This window comes from Streptococcus oralis subsp. dentisani, from assembly GCF_007475365.1.
GTDB classification, from domain to species: Bacteria; Bacillota; Bacilli; order Lactobacillales; family Streptococcaceae; genus Streptococcus; species Streptococcus mitis_AX.
Genome location: NZ_CP034442.1, coordinates 779,264 through 803,826, shown reverse-complemented (window position 1 = coordinate 803,826; position 24,563 = coordinate 779,264). Strand labels below are relative to the sequence as shown.

The 24,563-nt window shown below is 38.8% G+C and carries 28 protein-coding genes and 1 tRNA gene; 25 read left to right on the top strand and 4 right to left on the bottom strand.

Going from position 1 to position 24,563, the window contains the following annotated elements; translation table 11 throughout:
* The gene (htpX, locus tag EJF26_RS04125; protein WP_000895753.1) at positions 1 to 900 is read left to right on the top strand and encodes a zinc metalloprotease HtpX; all 900 of its coding nucleotides are present in this window, start codon (positions 1 to 3) and stop codon (positions 898 to 900) included.
* A 45-nt stretch (positions 901 to 945) separates the two neighbouring features.
* On the opposite strand, the gene EJF26_RS04120 is transcribed toward htpX, so the two are convergent.
* Together EJF26_RS04120 and EJF26_RS04115 are read right to left on the bottom strand one after the other, a co-directional pair.
* Positions 946 to 2,505: an ATP-binding cassette domain-containing protein gene (locus tag EJF26_RS04120; RefSeq protein WP_004246866.1), complete on the bottom strand. Its 1,560-nt coding sequence runs from the start codon at positions 2,503 to 2,505 to the stop codon at positions 946 to 948.
* Positions 2,506 to 2,842: 337 nt separating this feature from the next.
* Positions 2,843 to 3,172: a hypothetical protein gene (locus EJF26_RS04115; protein WP_000389542.1), complete on the bottom strand. Its 330-nt coding sequence runs from the start codon at positions 3,170 to 3,172 to the stop codon at positions 2,843 to 2,845.
* Between the two features lie 169 nt (positions 3,173 to 3,341).
* On the opposite strand from EJF26_RS04115, the gene EJF26_RS04110 reads away from it, so the two are divergent.
* From EJF26_RS04110 to EJF26_RS04080, 7 genes are all read left to right on the top strand, one after another.
* Positions 3,342 to 3,884 carry a YceD family protein gene (locus EJF26_RS04110; RefSeq protein ID WP_000773205.1) on the top strand — a complete coding sequence of 181 codons (543 nt, stop codon included), beginning with the start codon at positions 3,342 to 3,344 and terminating at the stop codon, positions 3,882 to 3,884.
* The gene (gene nth, locus EJF26_RS04105; RefSeq protein ID WP_000244442.1) at positions 3,884 to 4,513 is read left to right on the top strand and encodes an endonuclease III; all 630 of its coding nucleotides are present in this window, start codon (positions 3,884 to 3,886) and stop codon (positions 4,511 to 4,513) included. The genes EJF26_RS04110 and nth overlap by 1 nt, the downstream gene beginning before the upstream one ends.
* 209 nt (positions 4,514 to 4,722) lie before the next feature.
* A complete protein-coding gene (pyrR, locus tag EJF26_RS04100; protein WP_001259299.1) occupies positions 4,723 to 5,244 on the top strand; it encodes a bifunctional pyr operon transcriptional regulator/uracil phosphoribosyltransferase PyrR in 522 nt (173 codons plus the stop codon).
* A gap of 20 nt (positions 5,245 to 5,264) precedes the next feature.
* On the top strand, positions 5,265 to 6,188 hold the full coding sequence (locus EJF26_RS04095; RefSeq protein ID WP_001293858.1) for an aspartate carbamoyltransferase catalytic subunit: 924 nt from the start codon (positions 5,265 to 5,267) through the stop codon (positions 6,186 to 6,188).
* Positions 6,189 to 6,237: 49 nt separating this feature from the next.
* Positions 6,238 to 7,320 (top strand): carbamoyl phosphate synthase small subunit, encoded by a 1,083-nt coding sequence (locus tag EJF26_RS04090; RefSeq protein ID WP_000746720.1) that lies wholly within the window; start codon positions 6,238 to 6,240, stop codon positions 7,318 to 7,320.
* 292 nt (positions 7,321 to 7,612) lie between these two features.
* Entirely contained in the window at positions 7,613 to 10,789 is a 3,177-nt protein-coding gene (gene carB, locus EJF26_RS04085; protein WP_004246843.1) for a carbamoyl-phosphate synthase large subunit, read from the top strand.
* 221 nt (positions 10,790 to 11,010) lie between these two features.
* Positions 11,011 to 12,345: an Nramp family divalent metal transporter gene (locus tag EJF26_RS04080; protein WP_000100449.1), complete on the top strand. Its 1,335-nt coding sequence runs from the start codon at positions 11,011 to 11,013 to the stop codon at positions 12,343 to 12,345.
* Between the two features lie 114 nt (positions 12,346 to 12,459).
* Here EJF26_RS04080 and EJF26_RS04075 read toward each other — a convergent pair whose 3' ends face one another.
* The gene (locus EJF26_RS04075) at positions 12,460 to 12,702 is read right to left on the bottom strand and encodes a type B 50S ribosomal protein L31 (RefSeq protein WP_000710762.1); all 243 of its coding nucleotides are present in this window, start codon (positions 12,700 to 12,702) and stop codon (positions 12,460 to 12,462) included.
* Between the two features lie 95 nt (positions 12,703 to 12,797).
* Positions 12,798 to 13,733, bottom strand: coding sequence for a DHH family phosphoesterase (locus EJF26_RS04070; RefSeq protein ID WP_000401783.1), 936 nt, complete (start codon positions 13,731 to 13,733; stop codon positions 12,798 to 12,800).
* A 103-nt stretch (positions 13,734 to 13,836) separates the two neighbouring features.
* On the opposite strand from EJF26_RS04070, the gene EJF26_RS04065 reads away from it, so the two are divergent.
* The 17 genes from EJF26_RS04065 (at position 13,837) to EJF26_RS10045 (ending at position 24,198) form a co-directional block, all read left to right on the top strand.
* Complete coding sequence (locus tag EJF26_RS04065) at positions 13,837 to 14,280, top strand: flavodoxin (RefSeq protein ID WP_001162126.1); 444 nt, start codon at positions 13,837 to 13,839, stop codon at positions 14,278 to 14,280.
* A 115-nt stretch (positions 14,281 to 14,395) separates the two neighbouring features.
* A complete protein-coding gene (locus tag EJF26_RS04060) occupies positions 14,396 to 14,662 on the top strand; it encodes a chorismate mutase (RefSeq protein ID WP_000362351.1) in 267 nt (88 codons plus the stop codon).
* The gene (gene crcB / locus EJF26_RS04055; RefSeq protein ID WP_000712090.1) at positions 14,659 to 15,033 is read left to right on the top strand and encodes a fluoride efflux transporter CrcB; all 375 of its coding nucleotides are present in this window, start codon (positions 14,659 to 14,661) and stop codon (positions 15,031 to 15,033) included. Before EJF26_RS04060 ends, crcB (EJF26_RS04055) begins: the two co-directional genes overlap by 4 nt.
* Positions 15,027 to 15,356, top strand: coding sequence for a fluoride efflux transporter CrcB (crcB, locus tag EJF26_RS04050; RefSeq protein WP_000237400.1), 330 nt, complete (start codon positions 15,027 to 15,029; stop codon positions 15,354 to 15,356). Before crcB (EJF26_RS04055) ends, crcB (EJF26_RS04050) begins: the two co-directional genes overlap by 7 nt.
* 118 nt (positions 15,357 to 15,474) lie before the next feature.
* Positions 15,475 to 15,822 carry a 50S ribosomal protein L19 gene (rplS, locus tag EJF26_RS04040; RefSeq protein ID WP_001068669.1) on the top strand — a complete coding sequence of 116 codons (348 nt, stop codon included), beginning with the start codon at positions 15,475 to 15,477 and terminating at the stop codon, positions 15,820 to 15,822.
* Between the two features lie 42 nt (positions 15,823 to 15,864).
* Positions 15,865 to 15,936: transfer RNA gene (locus EJF26_RS04035), tRNA-Arg, on the top strand.
* A gap of 119 nt (positions 15,937 to 16,055) precedes the next feature.
* On the top strand, positions 16,056 to 16,718 hold the full coding sequence (locus EJF26_RS04030; RefSeq protein ID WP_000710932.1) for a hypothetical protein: 663 nt from the start codon (positions 16,056 to 16,058) through the stop codon (positions 16,716 to 16,718).
* Positions 16,719 to 16,809: 91 nt separating this feature from the next.
* The gene (locus EJF26_RS04025; protein ID WP_000788526.1) at positions 16,810 to 17,484 is read left to right on the top strand and encodes a hypothetical protein; all 675 of its coding nucleotides are present in this window, start codon (positions 16,810 to 16,812) and stop codon (positions 17,482 to 17,484) included.
* 89 nt (positions 17,485 to 17,573) lie between these two features.
* Entirely contained in the window at positions 17,574 to 18,539 is a 966-nt protein-coding gene (locus tag EJF26_RS04020) for a hypothetical protein (protein WP_000920505.1), read from the top strand.
* A gap of 340 nt (positions 18,540 to 18,879) precedes the next feature.
* Positions 18,880 to 19,134 (top strand): Imm74 family immunity protein, encoded by a 255-nt coding sequence (locus EJF26_RS04015; RefSeq protein ID WP_260467739.1) that lies wholly within the window; start codon positions 18,880 to 18,882, stop codon positions 19,132 to 19,134.
* Positions 19,135 to 19,498: 364 nt separating this feature from the next.
* Positions 19,499 to 20,161, top strand: a complete 663-nt coding sequence (locus tag EJF26_RS04005) for a DUF443 domain-containing protein (RefSeq protein WP_000411547.1) — start codon at positions 19,499 to 19,501, stop codon at positions 20,159 to 20,161.
* A 73-nt stretch (positions 20,162 to 20,234) separates the two neighbouring features.
* Positions 20,235 to 20,462 carry a DUF443 domain-containing protein gene (locus EJF26_RS10050; protein WP_255261618.1) on the top strand — a complete coding sequence of 76 codons (228 nt, stop codon included), beginning with the start codon at positions 20,235 to 20,237 and terminating at the stop codon, positions 20,460 to 20,462.
* Between the two features lie 8 nt (positions 20,463 to 20,470).
* Positions 20,471 to 20,917 carry a hypothetical protein gene (locus tag EJF26_RS04000; protein ID WP_255261619.1) on the top strand — a complete coding sequence of 149 codons (447 nt, stop codon included), beginning with the start codon at positions 20,471 to 20,473 and terminating at the stop codon, positions 20,915 to 20,917.
* 891 nt (positions 20,918 to 21,808) lie between these two features.
* The gene (locus EJF26_RS03990; RefSeq protein WP_000206121.1) at positions 21,809 to 22,240 is read left to right on the top strand and encodes a hypothetical protein; all 432 of its coding nucleotides are present in this window, start codon (positions 21,809 to 21,811) and stop codon (positions 22,238 to 22,240) included.
* Between the two features lie 282 nt (positions 22,241 to 22,522).
* Positions 22,523 to 23,368 carry a hypothetical protein gene (locus EJF26_RS03985; protein WP_000389127.1) on the top strand — a complete coding sequence of 282 codons (846 nt, stop codon included), beginning with the start codon at positions 22,523 to 22,525 and terminating at the stop codon, positions 23,366 to 23,368.
* A 33-nt stretch (positions 23,369 to 23,401) separates the two neighbouring features.
* Entirely contained in the window at positions 23,402 to 23,923 is a 522-nt protein-coding gene (locus EJF26_RS03980; protein WP_000732965.1) for a hypothetical protein, read from the top strand.
* Between the two features lie 14 nt (positions 23,924 to 23,937).
* Positions 23,938 to 24,198 (top strand): hypothetical protein, encoded by a 261-nt coding sequence (locus EJF26_RS10045; RefSeq protein WP_000206211.1) that lies wholly within the window; start codon positions 23,938 to 23,940, stop codon positions 24,196 to 24,198.
* Positions 24,199 to 24,563: the final 365 nt, after the last annotated feature.

Sequence of the window (24,563 nt, the reverse complement as noted above, 5' to 3'; positions counted from 1 at the left end):
ATGTTGTTTGATCAAATTGCGAGCAATAAACGAAAAACCTGGATTTTGTTGCTGGTTTTCTTCCTACTCTTGGCCTTAGTTGGTTATGCGGTAGGCTATCTTTTTATGCGTTCAGGTCTTGGCGGCATGATTATTGCTTTGATTATCGGTCTTATCTACGCTCTGACCATGATCTTTCAATCGACAGAGATTGTCATGTCTATGAATGGGGCGCGTGAGGTTGATGAGCAAACAGCACCAGACCTCTACCATGTAGTAGAAGATATGGCCATGGTCGCTCAGATTCCCATGCCGCGTGTTTTCATCATTGAGGATTCTTCTTTAAATGCCTTTGCAACAGGTTCCAATCCTCAGAATGCAGCAGTCGCAGCCACTTCGGGTCTTCTGGCTATCATGAATCGTGAGGAGCTAGAAGCTGTTATGGGGCATGAAGTCAGTCATATCCGAAACTACGATATCCGCATTTCGACCATTGCTGTCGCCCTTGCCAGTGCCATTACCCTTCTGTCTAGTATGGCAGGACGGATGATGTGGTGGGGTGGCGCTGGTCGCAGACGAAGTGACGACGATCGAGATGGAAATGGATTGGAGATTATCATGCTTGTTATCTCTCTCTTAGCCATTGTTCTGGCACCTCTCGCAGCAACCTTGGTGCAACTAGCCATTTCCCGTCAGAGGGAATTTTTGGCGGATGCATCCAGTGTGGAGCTGACTCGCAATCCTCAAGGGATGATCAATGCCTTGCGCAAGTTGGACAATAGCGAGCCGATGCATCACCATGTTGACGATGCCAGCAGCGCTCTGCACATCAATGATCCCAAGAAAGGTGGCGGACTACAAAAACTCTTTTATACCCACCCACCTATCTCAGAACGAATCGAACGCTTGAAACAAATGTAAACAAAATCCAGAGAAGTCTCTCTGGATTTTTGCTATGTTCAAAATTTATAAATCTTGTAAATCAACAACTTCCAAACCATTTTCTGTCAAACGATAGAGACTCGTACAGACCTCTTTTAAGAAGCGTCTGTCATGCGAAACAGTGATCAGACCACCAGGATAAGAGGCAAAGAGTTTTCTGATTTCAGGTTGAGAAGTAGGAGAAAAATTTCGTGTAGGCTCATCCAGAAGGAGAAAGTTTGGTTTGCGTAACACTAAATCCAAAAGTAGGAGTTTGCCCTGTTGACCACCAGATAAGGAGCGAATTTGGTGCTGCATTTCTGGATAGCTGAAATTGAGACTGGCTAAGTGAGATTGGATTTTCTGTAGTTCCTCTTTTTCCCCAGTTTTTCTGAGGTAGGCTATAGGAGATAGATCCAATTCCAGTTTTTTGTGGTAATCTTGTGGCATAAAACCAAGCGAAATTTCTCTTTTGTCGCTTAGTATTTGCTGCAACTTAGCTAACAGTGTCGATTTCCCAACGCCATTGGGGCCGATGATACCGATTTTTTCTTGACCACGGATAGTTAGTTGAAGTCCTTGAGTTAAAACTCGGTCGCCAATGGACAAATTTTCCTTTTCCAGTCGGATTAAGGCTTTAGAAGCTGGTAATGGTTGTATATCTGAGAAGAAAAGTTGGATTTGTTCTTCTTCAAGCGGCTTTTGGGTCATGGACTGAGCTGCCTTTTCGTAGCGCTTTTCTTGAGAGAGAACATTTTTCATCTTCTTAGCCAGTAGGCGCCCAGCAACATCATTTTTAGTGTTACGTAAGGCAGTTTCTACATTTTGCTTAACTCGGCGATGTTTTTCCATGGTTTTGTCATAGGCTTTCTGGTCGTTAGCAGCTTGCTGGCTTTGTCTGGCAAAACTAGCCTTTCTCTGCTCACTGTAGCGATCATAGTCTAAATGCTCTACTAGCGTTTCCGCTTCTTTCCGATGCTTGACCAGTCGTAAGTGGACAATAGTATCTGCCGTTTGAGAGAGAAAGTCTTCATCATGGGAAATGAAAATAACGGTTTGCCTCATCTTCTGTATCTGCCTTTTTAGCCAATCAACAGTCTCAAGGTCTAAGTCATTTGAAGGTTCATCTAAAAATAGAACTTCAAAAGGTTTAGACAATTCATGAATGAGTTGAACTTTTAAGGCTTCGCCTCCAGAGAGGCTGCCAATTTCTTGGTCACTAGCGAAGCGATCACTATCAAAATGTAACTCCTCAGCCAAACGATAGAGGATACTGTAGTCTAATTCAGTAGAATCCAAAAAGAAGTAGTCGTGTAGAGATCTTTCTTTCAGGTCTTCAGCTAGCTTTTGTGGAATGTAGGCCAGTGATTGAAGGTCAGACTGGAGGTCTCCCTTGATAGTGAAATCAGGCAAAGCTTCCCCCATTAAAGCTCGTAGCAAGGTTGATTTGCCATTTCCTTCTTCACCAATAATAGCAACCTTTTCCCCGTCTTGGATAGTCATGCTTAAGTCAGATATAAGGTCTCGTAAATCTTTGTTTTGTGTGATGGTCAGATGATTGATTTTTATCATATTCTTGCCCTTTCTAGAATGTCCATAGTGCATAACAAAAAGCTCTACTTTATCTAGTAGAGCCCAAAGTCACTGTCAAAAACTCTATTATCCATGTAAAAAATCCCGTCAAGCTAAGTCAGTCTAACCCTATCCAACCCAAGAGGAGCAGATGGTTAGCTTTCTAGTTTTTTGATTTTCAAAGAGGATAAAGTACCAGAAGATCTAGTACAAAAAGAGCATGCAAAAAGAGACAAAAACAAGATCTACTAAATAAAGATTCTTTATTTGATAGATTAGTTGTTCATGTCTCCCTTACCTCCGAGTATTAGTACCTCTATCCTATACCTTTCAGGAAATTTTGTCAATAGAAAACAAGTAATTTCAAGCTCTAAAAACCCAAAACAGGTCCATAGAGAGTCAATACGTGTTTGACATGTTCGTAGTGGAACTTGTCATAGTTGCGCCAAGCGGTGCGTGCTTGATCATTCAGTTTTAGACTACCTAGTCCAATCAGAAGACTGGTACGTTGGTAAAATTTCTCAAGGTTGATTAAGATACTATTATCCAACTTTTCTGCTTTTTTTAGTTCCTTAAGAGTAGTGTTTAGCAGTTCTTGTAGACGAAGATCATCGACTGTGCCTTGTTTGCAGCTTTGGTAGCTTTTATTTAACTCGGATAGGAGTTGGTAAGCTTCGTTAATCAGGGCTTTGTCTTCCATATGAGCATCCTCCTTGCTCTGATGTATTCTTGCCTATAGTATAGCACTAATCAGAAAATATGTCATAGTAAATATGTTAAAAAATTCGAATTTTAATTACAAAGTTTGGAAAGCTGACTTATAGCCTTTTCATGGTATAATCAAGTGAGTACATCTTTATGGAGGAAATATGAAGTTAAATATTCAAGAAATTCGTAAGCAGCCTGAAGGCCTACACTTTGAACAAACTTTAGACCTTGTCGTAGACTTGCGTAAACGTAATCAAGAAATTTTAGATGTCAAAGATATCCTAGTAGTGGGAAAGGTCCAGTACGAAGACCGTCTGTATTTCCTAGATTATCAGTTATCTTATACTATTGTCCTTGCTTCCAGCCGCAGTATGGAGCCAGTTGAGTTGGAGGAGTCTTATCCAGTGACAGAGGTCTTCATGGAAGGAGCAACCAACCAACTGGATCAAGAAGTTTTAGACGATGACTTGGTCTTGCCTATCGAAAATGGGGAAATCGACCTTGCTGAGAGCGTTTCCGATAATATCTTGCTCAATATTCCTATCAAAGTCTTAACAGCAGAAGAAGAAGCTGGTCAAGGTTTTGTGTCTGGAAATGACTGGCAAATCATGACTGAGGAAGAATACCAAGCCCAACAAGCAGTCAAGAAAGAAGAAAACAGTCCATTTGCTGGCTTGCAAGGACTATTTGACGGAGACGAATAATGGTCTTGTCAAAAAAACGAGCACGAAAGGTGCTAGAAGAAATCATTGCCCTCTTCCCAGACGCCAAACCCAGCCTTGATTTTACCAATCATTTTGAACTCCTGGTTGCGGTCATGTTGTCAGCTCAGACAACAGATGCTGCTGTCAACAAGGCTACACCAGGTCTCTTTGCAGCTTTTCCAACGCCTCAAGCCATGTCTGTCGCGACTGAAAGTGAAATTGCTTCGCACATTTCTCGCCTAGGACTTTATCGCAATAAGGCCAAGTTTCTAAAAAAATGTGCCCAACAGCTACTAGATGATTTTGATGGTAAAGTCCCTCAGACTCGCGAGGAATTAGAAAGTCTAGCGGGTGTTGGACGCAAAACAGCCAATGTAGTTATGAGTGTGGGCTTTGGAATTCCAGCCTTTGCAGTGGATACCCATGTTGAACGTATCTGCAAGCACCATGATATTGTTAAAAAATCAGCCACACCCCTTGAAGTAGAAAAACGTGTCATGGATATTCTGCCACCAGAGAAATGGTTGGCAGCCCATCAAGCCATGATTTACTTTGGACGGGCTATCTGTCATCCAAAGAACCCAGAATGCGATCACTATCCCCAATTATATGATTTTAGTTCGTTATAAGATAAAAATTTTATGTTTTTTTCTTGCATTGATCCATTCTTTGTGATATAGTAATAACAATAAAATATTCCTTTAAACCTGTCCCGTGAGGCAGGCAAGGAGTCGGATCAATAGATAGCCGAAGTCTATACTGTCTATAGTAAGGCTAGTTTGGCTATACATTCTGAAGTCTCCTTGTTTAAGGAGACTTTTCTTTTTGGAGGTTTGTCATGAGGACAAAAGAAGTTGTAGACGAATTGACCGTCAAACGAGCGATTACTCGGATTACCTACGAGATTATCGAACGCAACAAAGATTTAAATAGAATCGTTCTGGCTGGGATTAAAACACGTGGAGTTTTCATCGCCCATCGTATCCAAGAACGTTTGGAGCAGTTAGAAAATGTCTCTGTTCCCGTAGTAGAATTGGATACTAAACCTTTCCGTGATGATGTCAAAAGTGGGGAAGATACCTCTGTAATCTCTGTTGATGTGACAGATCGAGAAGTCATTTTGGTGGATGATGTGCTCTATACAGGTCGTACTATTCGTGCAGCTATTGACAACATCGTCAGCCACGGTCGTCCTGCTCGTGTAAGTTTGGCAGTCTTGGTTGATCGTGGCCATAGAGAACTTCCAATCCGTCCGGACTATGTTGGAAAAAACATCCCAACCAGTCGTTCTGAAGAAATCATCGTAGAGATGACAGAACTAGATGGACAAGACAGAGTACTAATCACAGAACAAGCCTAAACACCAAAAGGAGTAAAAAAATGTCAGAAAATCAACAAGCTTTGCAACATGTCGTTTCTATGGAAGACCTTACTGTAGAACAAGTAATGAAATTGATTAAACGAGGAATCGAATTTAAAAACGGAGCGAGTGCTTCTTATGAGGAACAACATATCGTTTCCAACCTTTTCTTTGAAAGTTCAACTCGTACCCACAAATCCTTTGAGGTAGCAGAACTGAAACTTGGACTTGATCTTTTGGATTTCGATGTGAAGACCAGTTCAGTGAATAAGGGTGAAACACTCTATGACACAATCTTGACGCTGTCTGCACTTGGAGTGGATGCCTGTGTCATTCGTCACCCAGAGGTGGACTACTATAGAGAATTGATTGCTAGCCCGACCATCACAACTTCGATTATCAATGGTGGGGACGGTTCAGGGCAACACCCTAGCCAAAGTTTGCTTGATTTGATGACAATTTATGAAGAATTTGGACATTTTGAAGGTCTTAAGGTGGCCATCGCTGGCGACCTAAACCACTCTCGAGTAGCTAAGTCTAATATGCAAATTCTTAAACGCTTGGGAGCGGAGCTTTACTTTGCAGGTCCTGAGGAATGGAGAAGTGAGGAGTTTGAACATTACGGTCGCTTTGTATCAATTGATGAGGTGATTGATCAAGTAGATGTTATGATGTTTCTTCGTGTGCAGCATGAACGTCATGAAATTGTGACAGGATTTTCAAAAGAAGACTATCATATCCAGCATGGTTTGACACAAGAGCGCTATGACCGTTTGAAAGAAAAAGCAATCCTTATGCACCCGGCTCCAGTCAATCGTGACGTGGAAATCGCTGATCACTTGGTAGAAGCACCGAAATCACGTATTGTTCAGCAAATGACCAACGGTGTCTTTGTCAGAATGGCAATTTTAGAATCTGTGCTGGCCTATAGAAAAGCAAAATAAGGCACAAAGCGTTAAAAGATGTCTGAGAGCATCAACGAGAGGTGAGTAGATGAAAAAACGACTTCTAGTATTAGAAGATGGTACAGTATTTGAAGGCAAGGCCTTCGGAGCAGATATTGACGTAACGGGGGAAATCGTCTTTAATACAGGGATGACTGGTTACCAAGAGTCTATAACAGACCAGTCTTACAATGGACAAATCTTAACCTTTACCTACCCTTTGGTGGGAAATTATGGAATTAACCGTGACGACTACGAGTCAATCACTCCTACCTGTAAGGGAGTAGTAGTTTTTGAAGAAGCGCGTAGAGCCAGCAACTGGCGCAATCAAATGACCTTGGATGAATTCTTGAAAGCGAAGAAAATCCCAGGTATCTCAGGAATTGATACCCGGGCTTTGACAAAAATTATCCGTAAGCATGGTACCATGCGTGCAACCCTTACGCATGTTGGTGATACGATGGACCATATCATAGACCAGCTCCAAGCGACAGTTCTACCGACAGATAATATCAAGCAAGTCTCTACTAAGACAGCTTATCCTGCTCCTGGAGTTGGATTGAGTGTCGTATTGGTAGACTTTGGTCTCAAACACTCCATCTTACGCGAACTATCTAAGCGTAACTGTAACGTGACCGTTGTTCCATACACAACAACAGCAGAAGAGATTCTCCATCTCCATCCTGACGGGGTCATGTTGTCAAACGGTCCAGGTAACCCAGAAGATGTTCCCCAGGCGCTCGATATGATTCGTGGTGTGCAAGGAAAAATTCCGATCTTTGGTATCTGTATGGGACATCAACTTTTTGCTATGGCAAATGGTGCTAAGACCTACAAGATGAAGTTTGGTCACCGTGGATTTAACCACGCGGTGCGTGAAATTGCAACAGGCCGAGTAGACTTTACTAGCCAGAACCATGGTTATGCGGTTAGCCGTGAGGATTTGCCAGAGCATTTGATTATTACCCACGAAGAAATCAATGACAAGTCAGTTGAGGGTGTGCGTCACAGATACCAACCAGGTTTCTCTGTGCAATTCCACCCAGATGCAGCTCCAGGACCGCACGATGCAAGCTATCTCTTTGATGAATTTATCGAAATGATGGAGTCGTTTAAATCTGCTAATCGCTGATATAGGAAACTCTGTCAGAGGCTTGTCGAACAAAAAGGCAAGTCCTTTCTTTTAGTTGAGCAATGAGATGCTGAAAATTTTTACACTCGATTTATTATTGAAAAATCATCGGAGAATTTATTTAATGTCGCTCTGTGAGGCGACGAATAGAAAGGAGAAGGGGGGTCCGTATTTTCTGAACTGAATACGGGCTACGGACGGTGCTAAAAAGATAGTTATTCCTAGAACTGATAGTTCTTCGTCATAACTCCTATTTTAGCTTTGTCCGCTTGACGCCCTTAATATCTTATAAATGCCTAAACGTACTGATATTCAAAAAATTATGGTGATTGGTTCTGGTCCGATTATTATTGGTCAAGCTGCTGAGTTTGACTATGCTGGGACTCAGGCCTGCTTGTCGTTGAAAGAGGAAGGCTATGAGGTTGTTTTGGTGAACTCAAACCCTGCAACCATCATGACGGATAAGGAGATTGCGGATAAGGTCTACATCGAACCGATTACACTCGAGTTTGTGACACGTATTCTCCGTAAGGAACGTCCAGATGCTTTGCTTCCAACTCTTGGGGGTCAGACGGGTCTGAACATGGCCATGGAATTGTCTAAAAATGGTATTCTAGATGAGCTTGGTGTCGAACTTCTCGGAACTAAGTTGTCTGCCATTGACCAAGCTGAGGACCGTGACCTCTTTAAACAATTGATGGAAGAGCTTGAGCAACCAATCCCTGAATCTGAAATTGTCAACACAGTGGAAGAAGCTGTTTCCTTTGCGGCATCAATCGGCTACCCAGTTATCGTTCGTCCAGCTTTCACACTTGGTGGTACTGGTGGTGGTATGTGTGCCAACGAGGAAGAATTGCGTGAAATCGCTGAAAATGGGTTGAAACTGTCACCTGTTACCCAATGTTTGATTGAGCGTTCGATTGCAGGTTTCAAGGAAATCGAATACGAAGTCATGCGTGACTCGGCTGACAATGCCCTTGTGGTTTGTAACATGGAAAATTTTGACCCCGTTGGGATTCATACAGGGGATTCCATCGTATTTGCTCCTGCGCAAACCATGTCAGACTATGAAAACCAAATGCTACGTGACGCGAGCTTGAGCATTATCCGCGCCCTCAAGATTGAAGGCGGATGTAACGTTCAGCTAGCACTCGATCCCCACAGCTTCAAATATTATGTCATCGAAGTAAACCCACGTGTGTCTCGTTCATCAGCCCTTGCTTCTAAGGCGACAGGTTACCCAATCGCTAAATTGGCTGCCAAAATTGCCGTCGGTTTGACCCTGGATGAGGTTATTAACCCAGTTACAGGTTCAACCTACGCTATGTTTGAACCAGCCCTTGACTACGTCGTTGCTAAGATTCCACGTTTCCCATTTGACAAGTTTGAAAAAGGTGAGCGTCGTCTTGGAACTCAGATGAAAGCAACTGGTGAAGTAATGGCTATCGGTCGTAACATTGAGGAATCTCTTCTAAAAGCCTGTCGCTCACTTGAAATTGGGGTTCACCACAATGAAATGCCTGAACTTGCAGCGGTTTCAGATGATGCTTTGATTGAAAAGGTTGTCAAAGCCCAAGATGACCGTCTCTTCTACGTTTCAGAAGCCATTCGCCGTGGTTACACACCAGAAGAAATTGCTGAATTGACTAAGATTGATATCTTTTATCTAGATAAACTCTTGCACATCTTTGAAATTGAGCAAGAATTGGGTGCCCATCCACAAGATGTAGAAGTCTTGAAAACTGCCAAACTTAATGGTTTCTCAGACCGTAAGATTGCTGAACTTTGGGAAACGACAGTCGATCAAGTTCGCCAACTTCGTTTGGAAAACAAGATTGTCCCAGTATACAAGATGGTCGATACCTGTGCGGCAGAATTTGAATCAGAGACTCCATATTTCTATTCAACCTATGGTTGGGAAAATGAGTCTATCAAGTCTGATAAGGAATCCGTTCTAGTCCTAGGTTCAGGTCCAATCCGTATCGGACAGGGGGTTGAGTTTGACTATGCCACTGTTCACTCTGTTAAGGCTATTCAGGCTGCTGGTTATGAGGCTATCATCATGAACTCAAACCCAGAGACCGTTTCAACGGACTTCTCTGTATCTGATAAGCTCTACTTTGAACCATTAACTTTTGAAGATGTCATGAATGTTATCGACTTGGAGCAACCAAAAGGCGTTATTGTTCAGTTTGGTGGTCAAACAGCTATCAACCTTGCAGAGCCTTTGGCAAAAGCAGGAGTGACCATTCTTGGTACACAAGTTGCTGACCTAGACCGTGCGGAAGACCGCGACCTCTTTGAGCAAGCCCTTAAAGACTTGGATATTCCACAGCCACCAGGACAAACAGCAACCAATGAAGAAGAAGCGGTTCTTGCAGCTCGCAAGATTGGCTTCCCAGTCCTCGTTCGCCCATCTTATGTCTTGGGTGGACGTGCTATGGAAATCGTAGAAAACGAAGAAGACCTTCGTTCTTACATGCGTACAGCTGTTAAGGCAAGCCCAGATCACCCAGTCCTTGTTGATTCATACATCGTTGGGCAAGAATGTGAAGTTGATGCCATCTCAGACGGAGAAAATGTCCTTATCCCTGGTATTATGGAACATATCGAACGTGCTGGTGTCCACTCAGGTGACTCAATGGCCGTTTACCCACCACAAACCTTGTCGCAAAAGGTTCAGGAAACTATCGCAGACTACACTAAACGTCTAGCAATCGGTCTTAACTGTCTCGGAATGATGAACATTCAGTTTGTCATCAAGGATGAAAAAGTCTATGTTATTGAGGTCAATCCACGTGCCAGCCGTACGGTTCCATTCCTTTCTAAGGTAACCAATATTCCTATGGCTCAGGTAGCGACTAAGCTCATTCTTGGGCAAAGTCTTGAAGAACTTGGTTATCAAGATGGACTCTATCTAGAAAGCACTCGCGTTCACATCAAGGCGCCAGTCTTCTCTTTTACCAAACTAGCAAAAGTAGACAGCTTACTAGGTCCTGAGATGAAATCGACAGGGGAAGTCATGGGTTCTGATACAACTCTCGAAAAAGCTCTCTATAAGGCTTTTGAAGCTTCTTACCTGCACTTGCCAACCTTTGGAAATGTTGTCTTCACCATTGCAGATGATGCCAAAGATGAAGCCTTGGACTTGGCTCGTCGTTTCCAAAATATCGGTTACGGTATCCTCGCTACAGAAGGTACTGCAGCCTTCTTTGCTAGTCATGGACTGCATGCCCAGCCTGTTGGTAAGATTGGTGATGATGAGAAGGATATCCCAAGCTATGTCCGTAAAGGAAAAATCCAAGCGATCATCAATACTGTCGGAACCAAACGAACTGCTGACGAAGATGGTGAGCAAATCCGCCGTTCAGCCATTGAACACGGTGTGCCACTCTTTACAGCCCTAGACACAGCAGATGCCATGCTCAAGGTACTAGAAAGTCGCAGTTTTGTCACAGAAGCGATCTAGTTGATAAATATTTTTCACAGTTTTAAAGCCAGCGTCAAAAAACGCTGGCTTTTACAATACTGATATTGCCTATTTCAACTATCATTTGTTTTCTTAGGAATCATTCTAAAATGTGATATAATAAGGGTGAATTGGAAATAGGTAAACTATTTTCATCATTCTTTCAAAAAAATATTCTATTAAGAAATATGTAAAGACAGATTAGAAAGTGGGAAATCCCTATGTCCTCTTATGAAAAAGTCTCTCTTTCTGAGATCAATCAATCTATTGAGACTCCAAATAACAATCATTTTTGGCAAAATCTAAAAGCATTCTTAGGACCTGGTGCACTTGTGGCAGTTGGCTACATGGATCCTGGAAACTGGATTACCAGTGTGGTTGGTGGTGCTTCCTACAAATATAGTCTCTTATTTGTTATTTTGATTTCCTCCATCATTGCCATGCAGTTACAACAGATGGCTGGAAAGCTCGGTATCGTGACTAGGATGGACCTAGCACAGGCAACAGCTCATCATGCTCCCAAATGGCTTCGCTATAGTTTATGGGTGATTTTAGAATTGGCTTTAATGGCGACAGACTTAGCTGAGGTTCTAGGCTCAGCGATTGCCTTAAATCTTTTGTTTAAAATACCGATTATGATTGCTATCCTCCTAACCGTTTTAGATGTATTTTTGTTACTTTTATTGATGAAATTTGGCTTCAAAAAAATTGAAGCCATTGTTACGACTCTTATTTTAACCATATTAGCCATCTTTACCTATCTTGTGGCCTTATCCAATCCAAGTATTCAGGGTATCTTTGGTGGTTATTTACCGACTCCAACATTATTTGAAACACCATTGCCAGGTCATGAAAGCCAATTGACCTTGGCTCTAGGAATTGTAGGAGCGACAGTCATGCCCCATAATCTCTATCTTCATTCATCCCTATCCCAAACAAGGAAAATCAATCACAAAGATAAGAAGGATGTGCGGAAAGCCGTGCGTTTTATGACATGGGATTCAAATCTTCAGCTGTCCCTAGCCTTTATTGTCAATTCCTTGCTTCTCATTTTAGGTGCCTCCCTCTTTTTTGGTCATGCATCTGAAATTTCGGCCTTCTCCCAAATGTACAATGCTTTACAGGATTCGACAATAGCAGGAGCAATAGCCAGCTCAACCTTGTCAACTTTATTTGCCCTGGCCCTCCTAGCAAGTGGCCAGAATTCGACCATTACAGGTACCTTGACAGGACAGATTGTCATGGAAGGTTTCTTACATCTAAGATTACCTCAGTGGCTTATCCGTATCGGTACACGTATTTTTGCCTTGCTCCCTGTGATTATAGTCGCCGTCTTGTTTGGGCATCAAGAAAAAACCTTGGATCAGTTATTGGTCTATTCACAGGTCTTTCTTTCAATCGCTCTTCCGTTTTCAATCTTCCCCTTAATCTATCTGACCTCTAAGAAGTCACTGATGGGAGAATTTACCAATGCCAAGTGGAACACAATCCTAGGTTACGCAGTTTCTATTATCTTGACCATTCTCAATATCAAGCTTCTTTTCGATATTTTTTAAACTTGTTCAAATTAGTTCACGGCACTAGCTTGAAGCTTGATATTGAGATAATAGTAGTGGTTGATTCATAAAAAGAAGTAAAAAAAAGAACAGTTGAAACTGTTCTTTTTTTTATTATTTGAGACCGTATTTTTTGTTGAAACGATCCACGCGTCCATCTGCTTGAGTGAACTTTTGACGTCCAGTGTAGAATGGGTGTGAGTCTGATGAAATTTCCACACGGATCAATGGGTAAGTTTCGCCTTCGAACTCAACAGTTTCGTTAGAGCGTTTTGTTGAACCGCTAAGGAATTTGTAACCAGTAGTTGTGTCCATGAAGACAACTGGGCGATATTCTGGATGGATATCTTTTTTCATTTTGCAATATTTCCTTTCTGCCATGGTCTCTTTGCGAGCCATAGATTGTTACCTTACTAGTCTATCAGATTCTGAAAAGTTTGGCAAGTATTTTATCAGTTTTTAAACAAGTTTTTTAACTTTTGATAGATGATTTCGTTTTCTTCTAGACTATAGGAATTGGCACCACTGGCTAATGGATGCCCTCCCCCGTCGTGTTGTTTGGCTATTTCATTGATAGGGGTGATTTTACTGCGCATTCGCACACGGAAGTGACCGTCAGCTTGCTCAACAAAGATAGCCCAAGCCTTAACAGTATCAATTCGGCCAGGTGCTCCGACAATCGCCGCTGTTTCAGAATCCGTAACCTTATATTTTTCCAAGATGTTTTGAGTAAGCAGAACGCGTGCGGCTCCATTCTCATCAACTTCTAAATGATCATAGACAAAGCCTTGCAGTTTTGCAATCTTGAAGCTCATGGTATCCATTTGACGAGACAATCCAGCAAAGTCAAAATCAACTTCTCGGAGCTGGCCAGCTATCCTAAAGGTACGAGCACTAGTTGATGGGTAGAGAAAACGCCCCGTGTCCCCGACAATTCCTGCATAGAGAAGTCGTGCCGCTTCACTAGACAAGGCCAGCTGATTTTCTTGAGCAAATAGGGCAATCATTTCACTGGCACTGCTTGAACTTGTATCGACCCAAGATAGGTCACCATAGATATCATCATTTGGATGGTGATCGATTTTGATGGTGAAAGCAGCTTGTTCATAGCGTTTATCATCGATACGAGGACGATTTGCTGTATCACAAATAATAGCAAGAGCTCCTTGGTAGTCACTGTCTTGGACAGTATCCATTTCCGCCATCCAAGTTAGAGTTGGTTCGTTAAAACCGACGGCTTTGATGGTTTTTTCTGGAAAATGGTGTTCGAGAAGAGCTTTCAAGCCCACTTGGCTCCCTAAGGCATCAGGATCTGGTTTCATATGACGATGAATGATAATGGTATCGTATTCTTTGATTTTCTCTAAAATTTGCTGGCAAATTTCCATAAATAACCTCAATTCTTTCTCATTTCATTGTAGCACAAGAATTTTTATTTTTAAAATGAAAAAGATATGATATAATGGAGAAAGATAAATTGAGGAGGACGATATGGCATTAGCAAAAATTGTATTTGCCAGTATGACCGGTAATACCGAAGAAATTGCAGATATTGTAGCAGATAAATTGCGTGACTTGGGATTGGATGTCGATGTGGATGAATGTACGACTGTTGACGCTTCAGACTTCTTGGAGGCGGACATCGCAATCGTTGCGACTTATACTTACGGTGATGGAGAATTGCCAGATGAGATGATGGACTTCTACGAAGACCTAGCAGATCTCAACTTGAATGGCAAAATCTACGGAGTTGTTGGTTCAGGTGACACCTTCTACGACGAATTCTGTAAGGCTGTCGATGACTTTGATCGTGTTTTTGTAGCGACAGGAGCAGAAAAAGGTTCAGAGAGTGTTAAAGTAGATCTTTCTGCTGAGGAAGAAGACATCGAACGCTTGGAACAATTCGCTGAAGAATTGGCTGCAAAAGTAGGATAAGAAACAAGCTGCGCTGACTGGAAGGAGTCGGTGCAGTTTTTAGTAGTTAAACTAGATTTTACTAGCCTATTTGGTGGCTTTTTGATACAATAATTCAAATAAAGGAGGAGACACTATGGATTTAGCTAGTATTCGGCAAGAAATTGATCAAATCGACGACCAAATCGTTAAGCTCCTAGAAGAACGAATGCATTTGGTTGAGGGTGTAGTTGCCTATAAGAAGGCCTCAGGAAAACCTATTTTAGATAGTAAGCGAGAAGAAGTCATTTTTGAAAAGGTAAGGAGTCGTGTAACCAATAAGAGTTACCAAGAAACCATTGTTGCGACTTTTTCAGACATTCTCAAACGTTCGCGTGATTATCAGGATCAAAATATCAAATGAAAAAAGAACAATTCTATCCGCTCGGGATTTTCCTAGCTGCCATGTTGGGAGGACTTGTCCGCTATCTGGTTTCCACTTGCTTACCAGCCAGTCCAGACTTTCCTTGGGGGACCCTCCTTGTTAACTATCTGGGAATTTTCTGCTTGGTCTATCTGGTGAAAGGCTATCTGGTCTATAAGGGAACTAGTAAGGGCTTGGTTTTGGCGCTGGGGACAGGATTTTGTGGTGGCCTGACAACCTTTTCTAGTCTAATGCTTGATGCTGTGAAACTGCTTGATACTGGGCGTTATCTTAGTTTAGGCATCTACTTACTTTTGAGCATTGGTGGAGGTCTGCTCTTGGCTTATGTTCTAGGGAGGAAGAAATGGTAATCGTTTATCTTGCAATCGCCTGCGGGTTCGGTGCCCTGGTGCGTTATTTCTTTTCCCGCTATAATCAAGCTTCTAAATTGCCACTAGGAACTCTAACTGCCAATCTTCTAGGTTGTTTTTTGATTGGCTTACTCTACAATCATGTGGAGTCCAAGGAAATCTATGCTATCCTAGCGACAGGTTTTTGTGGAGGGTTAACGACCTTTTCAACCTTGAATGACGAGCTGCAAAGACTAATCAGTGACAAGAAGGTATTTTATAGCTATTTTCTCTTAACATATCTAGGCGGTTTTCTAGCGATTTTTTTAGGAATTCTGCTATAAATTTCTTTACTTTTAGGTGGAAATTTGGTAAACTGTATCTTGTGTGTAATGGACGCACAAAAATACAGTTTATCCGCTGAGGAAGGTTCCTCAAGATTGACAAAGATAGGAGAATAAAATGAATCCATTAATCCAAAGTTTGACTGAAGGTCAACTTCGTACAGATATCCCATCATTCCGTCCTGGTGACACTGTTCGTGTACACGCGAAAGTTGTCGAAGGTAACCGTGAACGTATCCAGATTTTTGAAGGTGTTGTTATCGCACGTAAAGGTGCTGGCATCTCAGAAAACTACACAGTTCGTAAAATCTCTAACGGTGTAGGTGTTGAGCGTATCTTCCCAATCCACACTCCACGTGTTGAAAAGATCGAAGTTGTTCGTTACGGTAAAGTACGTCGTGCGAAATTGTACTACTTGCGTGCTCTTCAAGGTAAGGCAGCTCGTATCAAAGAAATCCGTCGTTAATTCGACTAAAAAACTCTGCTCATTCAGCAGAGTTTTTCTCTAGCTCCCTTAGTTCAATGGATATAACAACTCCCTCCTAAGGAGTAGTTGCAGGTTCGATTCCTGCAGGGGGCAGTAATTCAATCAAAAAGCACTGAATGAACAGTGTTTTTTTTTCTTGTCTTAAAATAGAAACCATTTCAGATGAAAATGGAGGTGTGGTATAATGGACATAGATTATTAAGGAGAAAAAAATGAAAAAAGATTTATTCTGGGTTATTAGTGTTATGCTAATGCTTTCGACACTTTTTGCGCTGAATGGGTGTAGTTTGGGTGGTGAGACCATTCCCAAAAACAGAACAAAAGAACAGTACGAATTTGAAAAAACTTTTGAACCTATATTTAAATTTTTAGAACAAGACAAGAAAGATTTTACGGGATTAAAGGCATACACTAGTAGAATTTATATAAAAAATCAAGATGAAGTCAAAAAATACGAAGTGGACCTAGATATTATTCAAGCTGATATTAAAGGTGATTACACAATAACACTTGGGGAGAATAACGAAACTGTTCCGGTTACATATTCTAATGGTAAGTTAAATTATGGGTCAGAGGTAACTCCTTTATATGATGAAGAAATTCTTAATTTAGTGGTACAAAGAGATTTCTTTACTTCTTTAGATGTAAAGGAGACCTTTAAGAGTGCAGAAACAGAACTTCGTGAGATTGTATATCAGCCAGAAAATAATTCTGACCTCTATAGACATCTAAAAAGCAAATATGATTTACCAGAGGAAACAACATGTATAGTATTATTAAATCATTCTAGCTCAACTATATATAGAGTAACTATTCAACTAAAATCTAATCAAAAGATTGTGCAAATTAGTAGTGTTATATTTGAAAAAGAATGAGGTTTTCATGAACGAAATTGAAAAGAGTAATCGTTGGATTAAAAGGAAAAGTTATTGAAAATACAATATAAATGTTAACTAGGGAGAGAATATGAAAAATCATAAATACTTATTTTGGGTTGTTAGTGTAATGCTAATGCTTTTGACACTTTTTGCACTGAATGGATGTGCTTTAGGTGAAGAAACTATTCCCAAAAACAGGACAAAACAACAGTACGAATTTGAAAAAACGTTTGAACCTATGTTTAAATTTTTAGAACAAGACAAGAAGGAGTTTACAGGACTAAAGTCATACACTAGTGATGTTTATATAAAAAATCAAGATGAAGTCAAAAGGTATGAAGTGGACGTAGATATTAATCAATCTGACATTAAAGGGGAGTATACAATAACACTTGGGGAGGATAAAGAAACTGTTCCTGTTACATATTCTAATGGTAAGTTAAATTATGAGTCAGAGATAAATCCTTTATTTGATGAAGAAATTCTAAATTTAATGGTTTCAAGAGATTATTTCGCTTCCTTAGATGTTAAAAAAACATTTAAGAGCGCAGAAACTGAATTGAGTGATATTATTTACCAATCAGAAAATCAATCAGAGTTATATAAGAAAATAGTGGAAAAGTATAACCTTCCATCTGACACAAAACTTTCAGTTAGTCTTGGATATGCGTACTATGACAGATACGATATCCTACTAAGTTTAGAATCTGAAGAAAAATTAGTTCAAATCAGTGCTGCAATTTATTTAGTGAAAGTAAAGTAATTTTTTTAAGTCAATCAAAAAGATTATAATTTAAAAAGAAACATAAATACTAATTTATAACTGATTTTTAATGAGCAAAAGGAGATATTATGTTAAAATCGTACAAGTGGATATTCCTTGCAGTTTCTGTGCCTTTTCTTATTATCATTCTGTCTTATTTGTTTATGAGGCAGCCATTTGGCAACACTGGTAAGTTTATTCATGATCATGAAGATTCTATCAAGAGCGAAATTCTTGCTGATATAGACAGTCAAGGACAGTATATAAAGTCTGTGACGCTTTTACCAGGTTCTGCGAGGGGGTCTTTTGATAATGGTGGAGATGTAGGTGGAAATTATCATATTTATTTTACAGCCTATGTTAATAATAATCGCAAGCAGTCAATGAAAGTAGAATTATACTTTCCTGATGCTGGTATACCTCCTTTTACCTTTATAAAACCCAATCCTTATAAATCTCCTGAAACTATGAAGAGATGGTACTTGTCAGTACAAGAGGTATCAAGTGACCCCTCGTGGGATTGGAAGCGAGAGCAAGATAAATTGAATGAAATTATGAATAATCTTTTGAATGTTGCTGTTAGCAAAGGCAAGGATGCATCCTGGCAAGTTCGAAAAGAAATTATGATTCGTTTTCTAAACAAATGGCTACAAGAACATGAGGAAAATTTCAAACTAGCTATCCAAACCAACCTGTATCGAAACGACCCAGAATTGGAACAGAAATTAGGAAAGATTCAAAGTATAAGTGTAAGTGAATATCAAATGTACATTCCTTCGAGAAATAGCGACATTCGTTTTGATGTTAGATTTGAGAAATATCCTGAAGAAGTAGCTACTATAAACGTTCGCTTGCATTCCCAAGGGGAACAATCAGTTTTTGAGGATCCCTCAGTAGCTGCAACTATTAGTTTTGAAAGAGAACGTTTTGCTATAAAAACGAATTACGATTCCAAGTTGTTTCCAATTTTTAATCAAAGTCGATTTGGTAATAGTAATGGAGAAATATCTTATAAGCTCCCAAAAGACTATGAAAATCAATTTTTAATTCCTTAACTATCAAGCAAGCCATTGTGCTTGCTTTTTCTTTATCTTTATCTTTATCTTTATCTTCTATCTCACAAGATGCTAATTGTGTGTTATAAGAGTATATGGAAAGAGAAAAAGAGCAAATGACCTGCACCCCAAAAGTGAGACAGAAAAATCCAACTTTTGGGTGTAGGTTATGATTAGTGTTTTTTTTCTTGTCTTAAAATGGAAACCATTTCAGATGAAAATGGAGGTGTGGTATAATAGGAGAAAGTATAAGTGCTTATTTGAAGGGGAATTTCTCTCCTTATTATATGGGATTGGATTGAGTATTAGGATCTAGATTCCTGAGAAGGAATAATGATGTTTGAGTAAAGAAGAAAATAGAATGAAAATTTCTGGGACAAGAGGTAACATTACATTCGACTATGAAAATGGTTATGTTTTAAAAGCAGAGGAAGAGTTGTTGACTGATAATAGTTTTCTTGTATATAGGTCAAGCATACAGAATTGGGAGCCACCATACAATCACATTCGTATCTCACAAAAAGAGATAGATAAACTCATCGAGGAAGTGAACTCCATGATGACTGAGCAAACAGTTCAGATCGAATTGATCTGAGTTAGAGTAGGAGAAGGATTAAGAAAATCAATTACAGCGAACAGATGCTCACATGGGAGTGGGATTCTACTGAAATAAAGATAGAATTACCAGATATCATTCATGCAGAATTTAATAAGGATGAGAACATGGTGAGTGTTTATAGTGGGGAAAACTTTATTAGCAAAACAATTTTCTACTTTATCTACTAAACAGAACATTTCACACCTTCTATGTATCAATTGTAAAATTAAAAACTATCAGGGAGTGGTTGATTCAACTGAATGATGCTAATGGACTAGGAGATGAATATGAGACTACTTTGTTAGGGCATAGTTCAGAGGGGGGGAGTAGAAGTGATCTGTTTTTTGACTAAGGAGAAATGATGGAAAAAATTCGTTTTACTTATGGAAATTTTCGTTATTTAGTATTTGAATTCAATCATCAATACTATCTACTTGATAGAAGACCATGTCATTTGATAGGATATCTTTTTCCACCTATAAATTGGCTTTTCTTTCAACATGTGTATCCCATTACATCGGATGAGTACTGTAAAATAAAAGAAAAAAATGGACGTGCTACAAAACTCACTGTTTCAGCTTCTCTCGGTGCTGGGCTGAGTATCTTTTTATATAATTGGTTACGCGTTAACAAGATTGATATTACTAAGTATTTTGAAGCGAATCTCTCAATTTTTACGAAAATGGCACTCTTTTTAATGACTTTTCTTTTAACATATGTTCTGGTTGAATTATGTTACTATTCTCGGAAAAGAAGGATGTTTTCTGTGCTAGGGCGCGAACTTAGGCATTTACAATACTATAAAATCACGCCAATAAGAATCGACTTTAAACAATTGCTAGGATTTATAGTGGTTTTTGGTGGACTGGCATTCTTTATGGCATTGTATTATTTTTACTCAGGTAACTTACTGTTTGGCTTAATGGCAAATGCAATCATCTTTCTATATTTGTTGGCTTCTAATGTTACCTTTAGAACTGAGAGACATCACTTATATAAAATGAATGGTAAAATACTAAAATAAGATGTAGCCGATATCGAGATACTCCTCATAGCTTGGGAAAAACTCATGTTTTCTTAGATTAGTAAGGATTAAAATGCAAAAAATAAAATTATATTATAAAGGGAATCTTCGATACCTATTATTTCATTATCAGGGGAAACATTATCTATTAGATAGATCCCCTAAACATTTTCTTGGATATTTCTGTTTGCCTTTAAACTGGTATTTTTATCAGAAAGTTTATGCTATCTCAGATGAAGAACTTTTTAAAATCGAAGAAAAAACTCTAAGGCGAGCAAATTTATCCTTCCAACATCATTAGCTGCAGGATTGGCAGTTTTTGTGAATGCCTGGACTCGTATGAATCATATTGATTTATTTGCCAACTTTTATGTTAATTTTCCGATAGTAACTAGTTTGCTTTTAGTAGTTATTGGTCTATTATTCTCTTTTAGTTTGCTTCAGCTTTTATATTCTAAAAAGAAAAAAAGTTTGGAAAAATTACTCAATAGATCATTGGGACAATCTAATTATTATAAAATAAAACCAGTAAATTCATCGCGTTTTTACGTAAAAATGCTTCTTTCACGACTAAGTTTCTTTGTTTTAGCTCTTATATTTGCCCTAGCTTTTATCTATATAAAAAATGTTGCCATGCTTTTGATAATGATTTTAACAATGTTCATTTTTCTAGCAACCATAAACGTTGCCTTTACACCTGGAGATGAACGGGAATATGAGATAGTTGAAGTTAAATCAAACCAGAGGAAAAATTAAACGAAGTGATTGAGGTTAAAACTAGATTCGGAGAAAAGTTCCAATTAAAGTATTCCTATGGTTGAACAACAATGGATAAAATCAATGGGTAAACTTCCAGATGGTTATGTATCGCCACTTAAGCAAAAGAGATATACAAATGCAACTGAGGCTCCTATAGTCGGAAGATGTGATCCAGTCCGAGGAAATGAAATGTTTTAAAAAAGCTTATATCTTTTGATTGCAAATCAATGGTTGTGGAGTGTTTGAGTAAGAAAGGGAGTGGAAAATGACGGAAAATAGTAAAAACTATAAAGAACGAGTTCATCTAGGAGAATTTAAGAACAAATTGGTCTATTATGACTTAAAGACAAAGAAATTGTATTTTTCAATTCCAGAAAGAACTTCTAAGACTCAACAGTACGTTATACTTCCCCTGGTGTTGCTCTTTCTTCCTTTTATCAGATTTCTGAATGGATTGACAATCTTTAGTATACCTGCTCACAAGTATCTTTATTTGATTTTATTCTCTTGTATTTCCTTACTTTTCGGGAAATCAGTGGATGTCTATCTTAAAAAAGACCTGGATTTGTATCCTACACTATTTACGGATATCGAGTACTTAGAATTCTTAGAAGTAGCACAGAAAAATGGAGCTGTCGTTTCCTCCGTTATCCATGGTAACTTTATTAGTTTGATAGCATCTTTGATAGTCTATCTTGTATACCCCCAATTTTTAGGATTATTTTTCTATTCTATGCTTTTGTTTATTCTCTATTTGTGTATGGTCAATAATTTGCATAAGCGTAAGAAAGTAGTGGAGAGATTGATAAAGATCTCATGCACCAACTAGATCATTTTGTTTTTGCCTATGATAAAGAAGAATTAAAAAAGTAAAGAAAGTTGATTTATATGACAACAGAAATGCAGCAATACAAAAATTGTAGGATATTAAAAAACAATAATGATTATGAGATTCTGTGGAGTAGAGGGAAAGAAGTGCTTAACTTTCCCATTAGCCAAAAATTAGCAGAACGTGTTTCAAAATCAGAAAAAGATGCTTTAGAAGTAATGTTTTATTGTGAACATCATCGTTGGCCAAAGGCAGATGAGTTAGAAGATTATAATCAATCGGATACGATTGTACATAGAGGCAATGGATTTATTGTATATGAGACAGACGGCTATTACGAAATTAGCTTCTTTAAAGAAATTGGCGGAGCCATGGGGCCAGAAGTTCGCTATCCTATCACTAAAGAACTGATGTATAGAGCATTTGAATCTTCTAGGGGAGCATACGAAGTCATGATTTATGCTGAAACAGGGCGCTGGCCTTTATGGTAAAGAGGATGACATCATATAATATTTATAGTTGTGATGTCTGGATGGTTATTTCTTGAGGGAAGCCCTTCGTTTGGAAAAATTCTTGGCATAATCGTGTCTGTAATACTTACAGCTATTATAACAGCAGGAATCATGGGTAGTTTCTTTTCTGTTTCCTATGCCAAGAAATATCCAGATAGAAGAGAATTGCAGTAGGCTCGTTGTTATCAATTTTAATAAAATTAGGGAGAAAATTAGATAAAGAAATCAATTTTTAAAGCAAGTTTTGAAGAGAGTTTAAATTTGGAAGATGATGGGTTTTTACAGTATCAGAAACAAGATTATTATAATAAACTTGGGAAAGCCTTTAAGAAAGGGAAACCCTCTTTTTGGTTTGGTATTAAAACTTTTATTCTTAGTTTGTTGTTTCCGATAGGTGCAAATTTCATGCTCCTTGCTGTTACCCTATCATTACAAAATTCTGATCCTAAAGATTTAAGGTTACCAGTTTCTCAGTATCCTTTGCTAACAGTCGAGCTTTATTTAATTTGCTTGTTAATTTGGTTGTTATTGGTATTAATGGGTAAATTCTTTAAACGGACGTTTATTCTCCCTTATCGTTATCGATTTCATATTATAACTTTTATAATATGGTTTGCGTTTGAATTTAATTTGCTGGCAACAACTCTCTCTTTACCTATATTATCAATATGGGGGATCTTAGTACTTTTGGGGCTTCTAGTATTGTTGACGTATGTAATGTTAAGAACAGAGCTTAGAAGTTTGAAAAAACGAATGTATGGAGAAGTTAAGTCACTTACCTTACAAGATAAAATTGCTAAAGGCCTTGCTATTTATGGAGCAGGTATATTGGGCTTGGCTGTGATTGTTAATTATATTTTCAAAGCTTTTTCTATTAATTTTTCATCTTCCATAACTGGTTTTGGTCTCTTTATATTTTGGATTCTGTTGAATATTGCTTTAATCGCTATGATTGTATTTATGGAGTTTCCTTTCTTTTTAGAAGGCTATTACAAGTGGAAATACCCTGAAGAATACCGCGAGTGGGAAGGGAAAACTTTAGAAGAGTGGTATGGAAAAAAGTCAAAAATGTACAAGGAACATGTTAAAAAATCTAAGAAGAGATAAAGGTTTATATAATTTTTGATAAAAGGAGAAAAAATGAAGAAGTTATTTGTCGTCATCTTGTTATTGATTCTTGGAGCCTGCTCTAATGGAAAGGAAGCAGGGGGGACAGAGAAAAGTACACGCGATACAGTTGTAAACAAAGAGAAAGAATTGAAATTTGTAGTAGCACCTCAATATGAAGGTAAAACATCTGATTTAATTGAACTTGGTAAAAAATTAACCAAAGAACATCCAGAAATTGGAAGTAAGGGAAGTATGGTTATCTACTTTACAGGAGCAGTTTCAGATGGTAGAGCAGCACTAATGCTCGTCAATAAAACTGATGTAGATATCAAAAAAGATTTGGAGTTTTCACTGAGTTGGTCCTATGATGGCAAGGCCATTTTTGATAATCAAAAGATTAGCTATACTATCAAGGATAGTGGTGAGCTACCTTCTTACACAACCACGTTAATTTTGTTACCACTTAATTCAGAACAATTGGAACTTGTTGACTCGATGTCAGATCCATCTAAGATGGCACTTTCAATGTCCGATGTGAAGAGCGTGGAATAAGATAGGAGTTGAATATGACAACAGAAACCATTTTATTCTTATTTGCTACCATCGTCATTCTTTTATCCTTGATCTTTTTATCTGGTACATATCTCTACCTTTATTTTCGGGATAAAAAGATGGTACGTCTTGCCAAATCGTCTGTTAAGGGAACGGTTGTGGGCTATAGTAATTTTCAGGCTGGGAATCCTCCGATTGTTGAATATACGGTTAACGGAACTACTTATAGCAAGCCATTACGGTATTTTATAATCAAAACGGTTTCGCTTCCATGAGGCCCTATAAGTACATCTGATAACTTTACAAGAGAGGACATGTTGGCAAATTCCCTAACCTTTTATCGTAATTCCTTTATATCCTTTAATAACTTAATGTGTACGCATTTTCCAGTCTATTCGAAGATGACGGTATGGTATGATCCTGAAAAACCAAACAGAGCTTATGTGGAACGATACTGTGGGATCAACAAACTTTATAAATTGTTGGGGATCGGAAGTGCTATATTGTTAATCATGGCCTACGCTATTGTAGTACTTGCTTATTTGTTAGGGAGATGAGGTATAGATGTCAAACGTTAGTATAGTTGAAGCAGAAGAAATAAACTTAAGTATTTATTGGTCAAATTTGAAAGCAACATTCA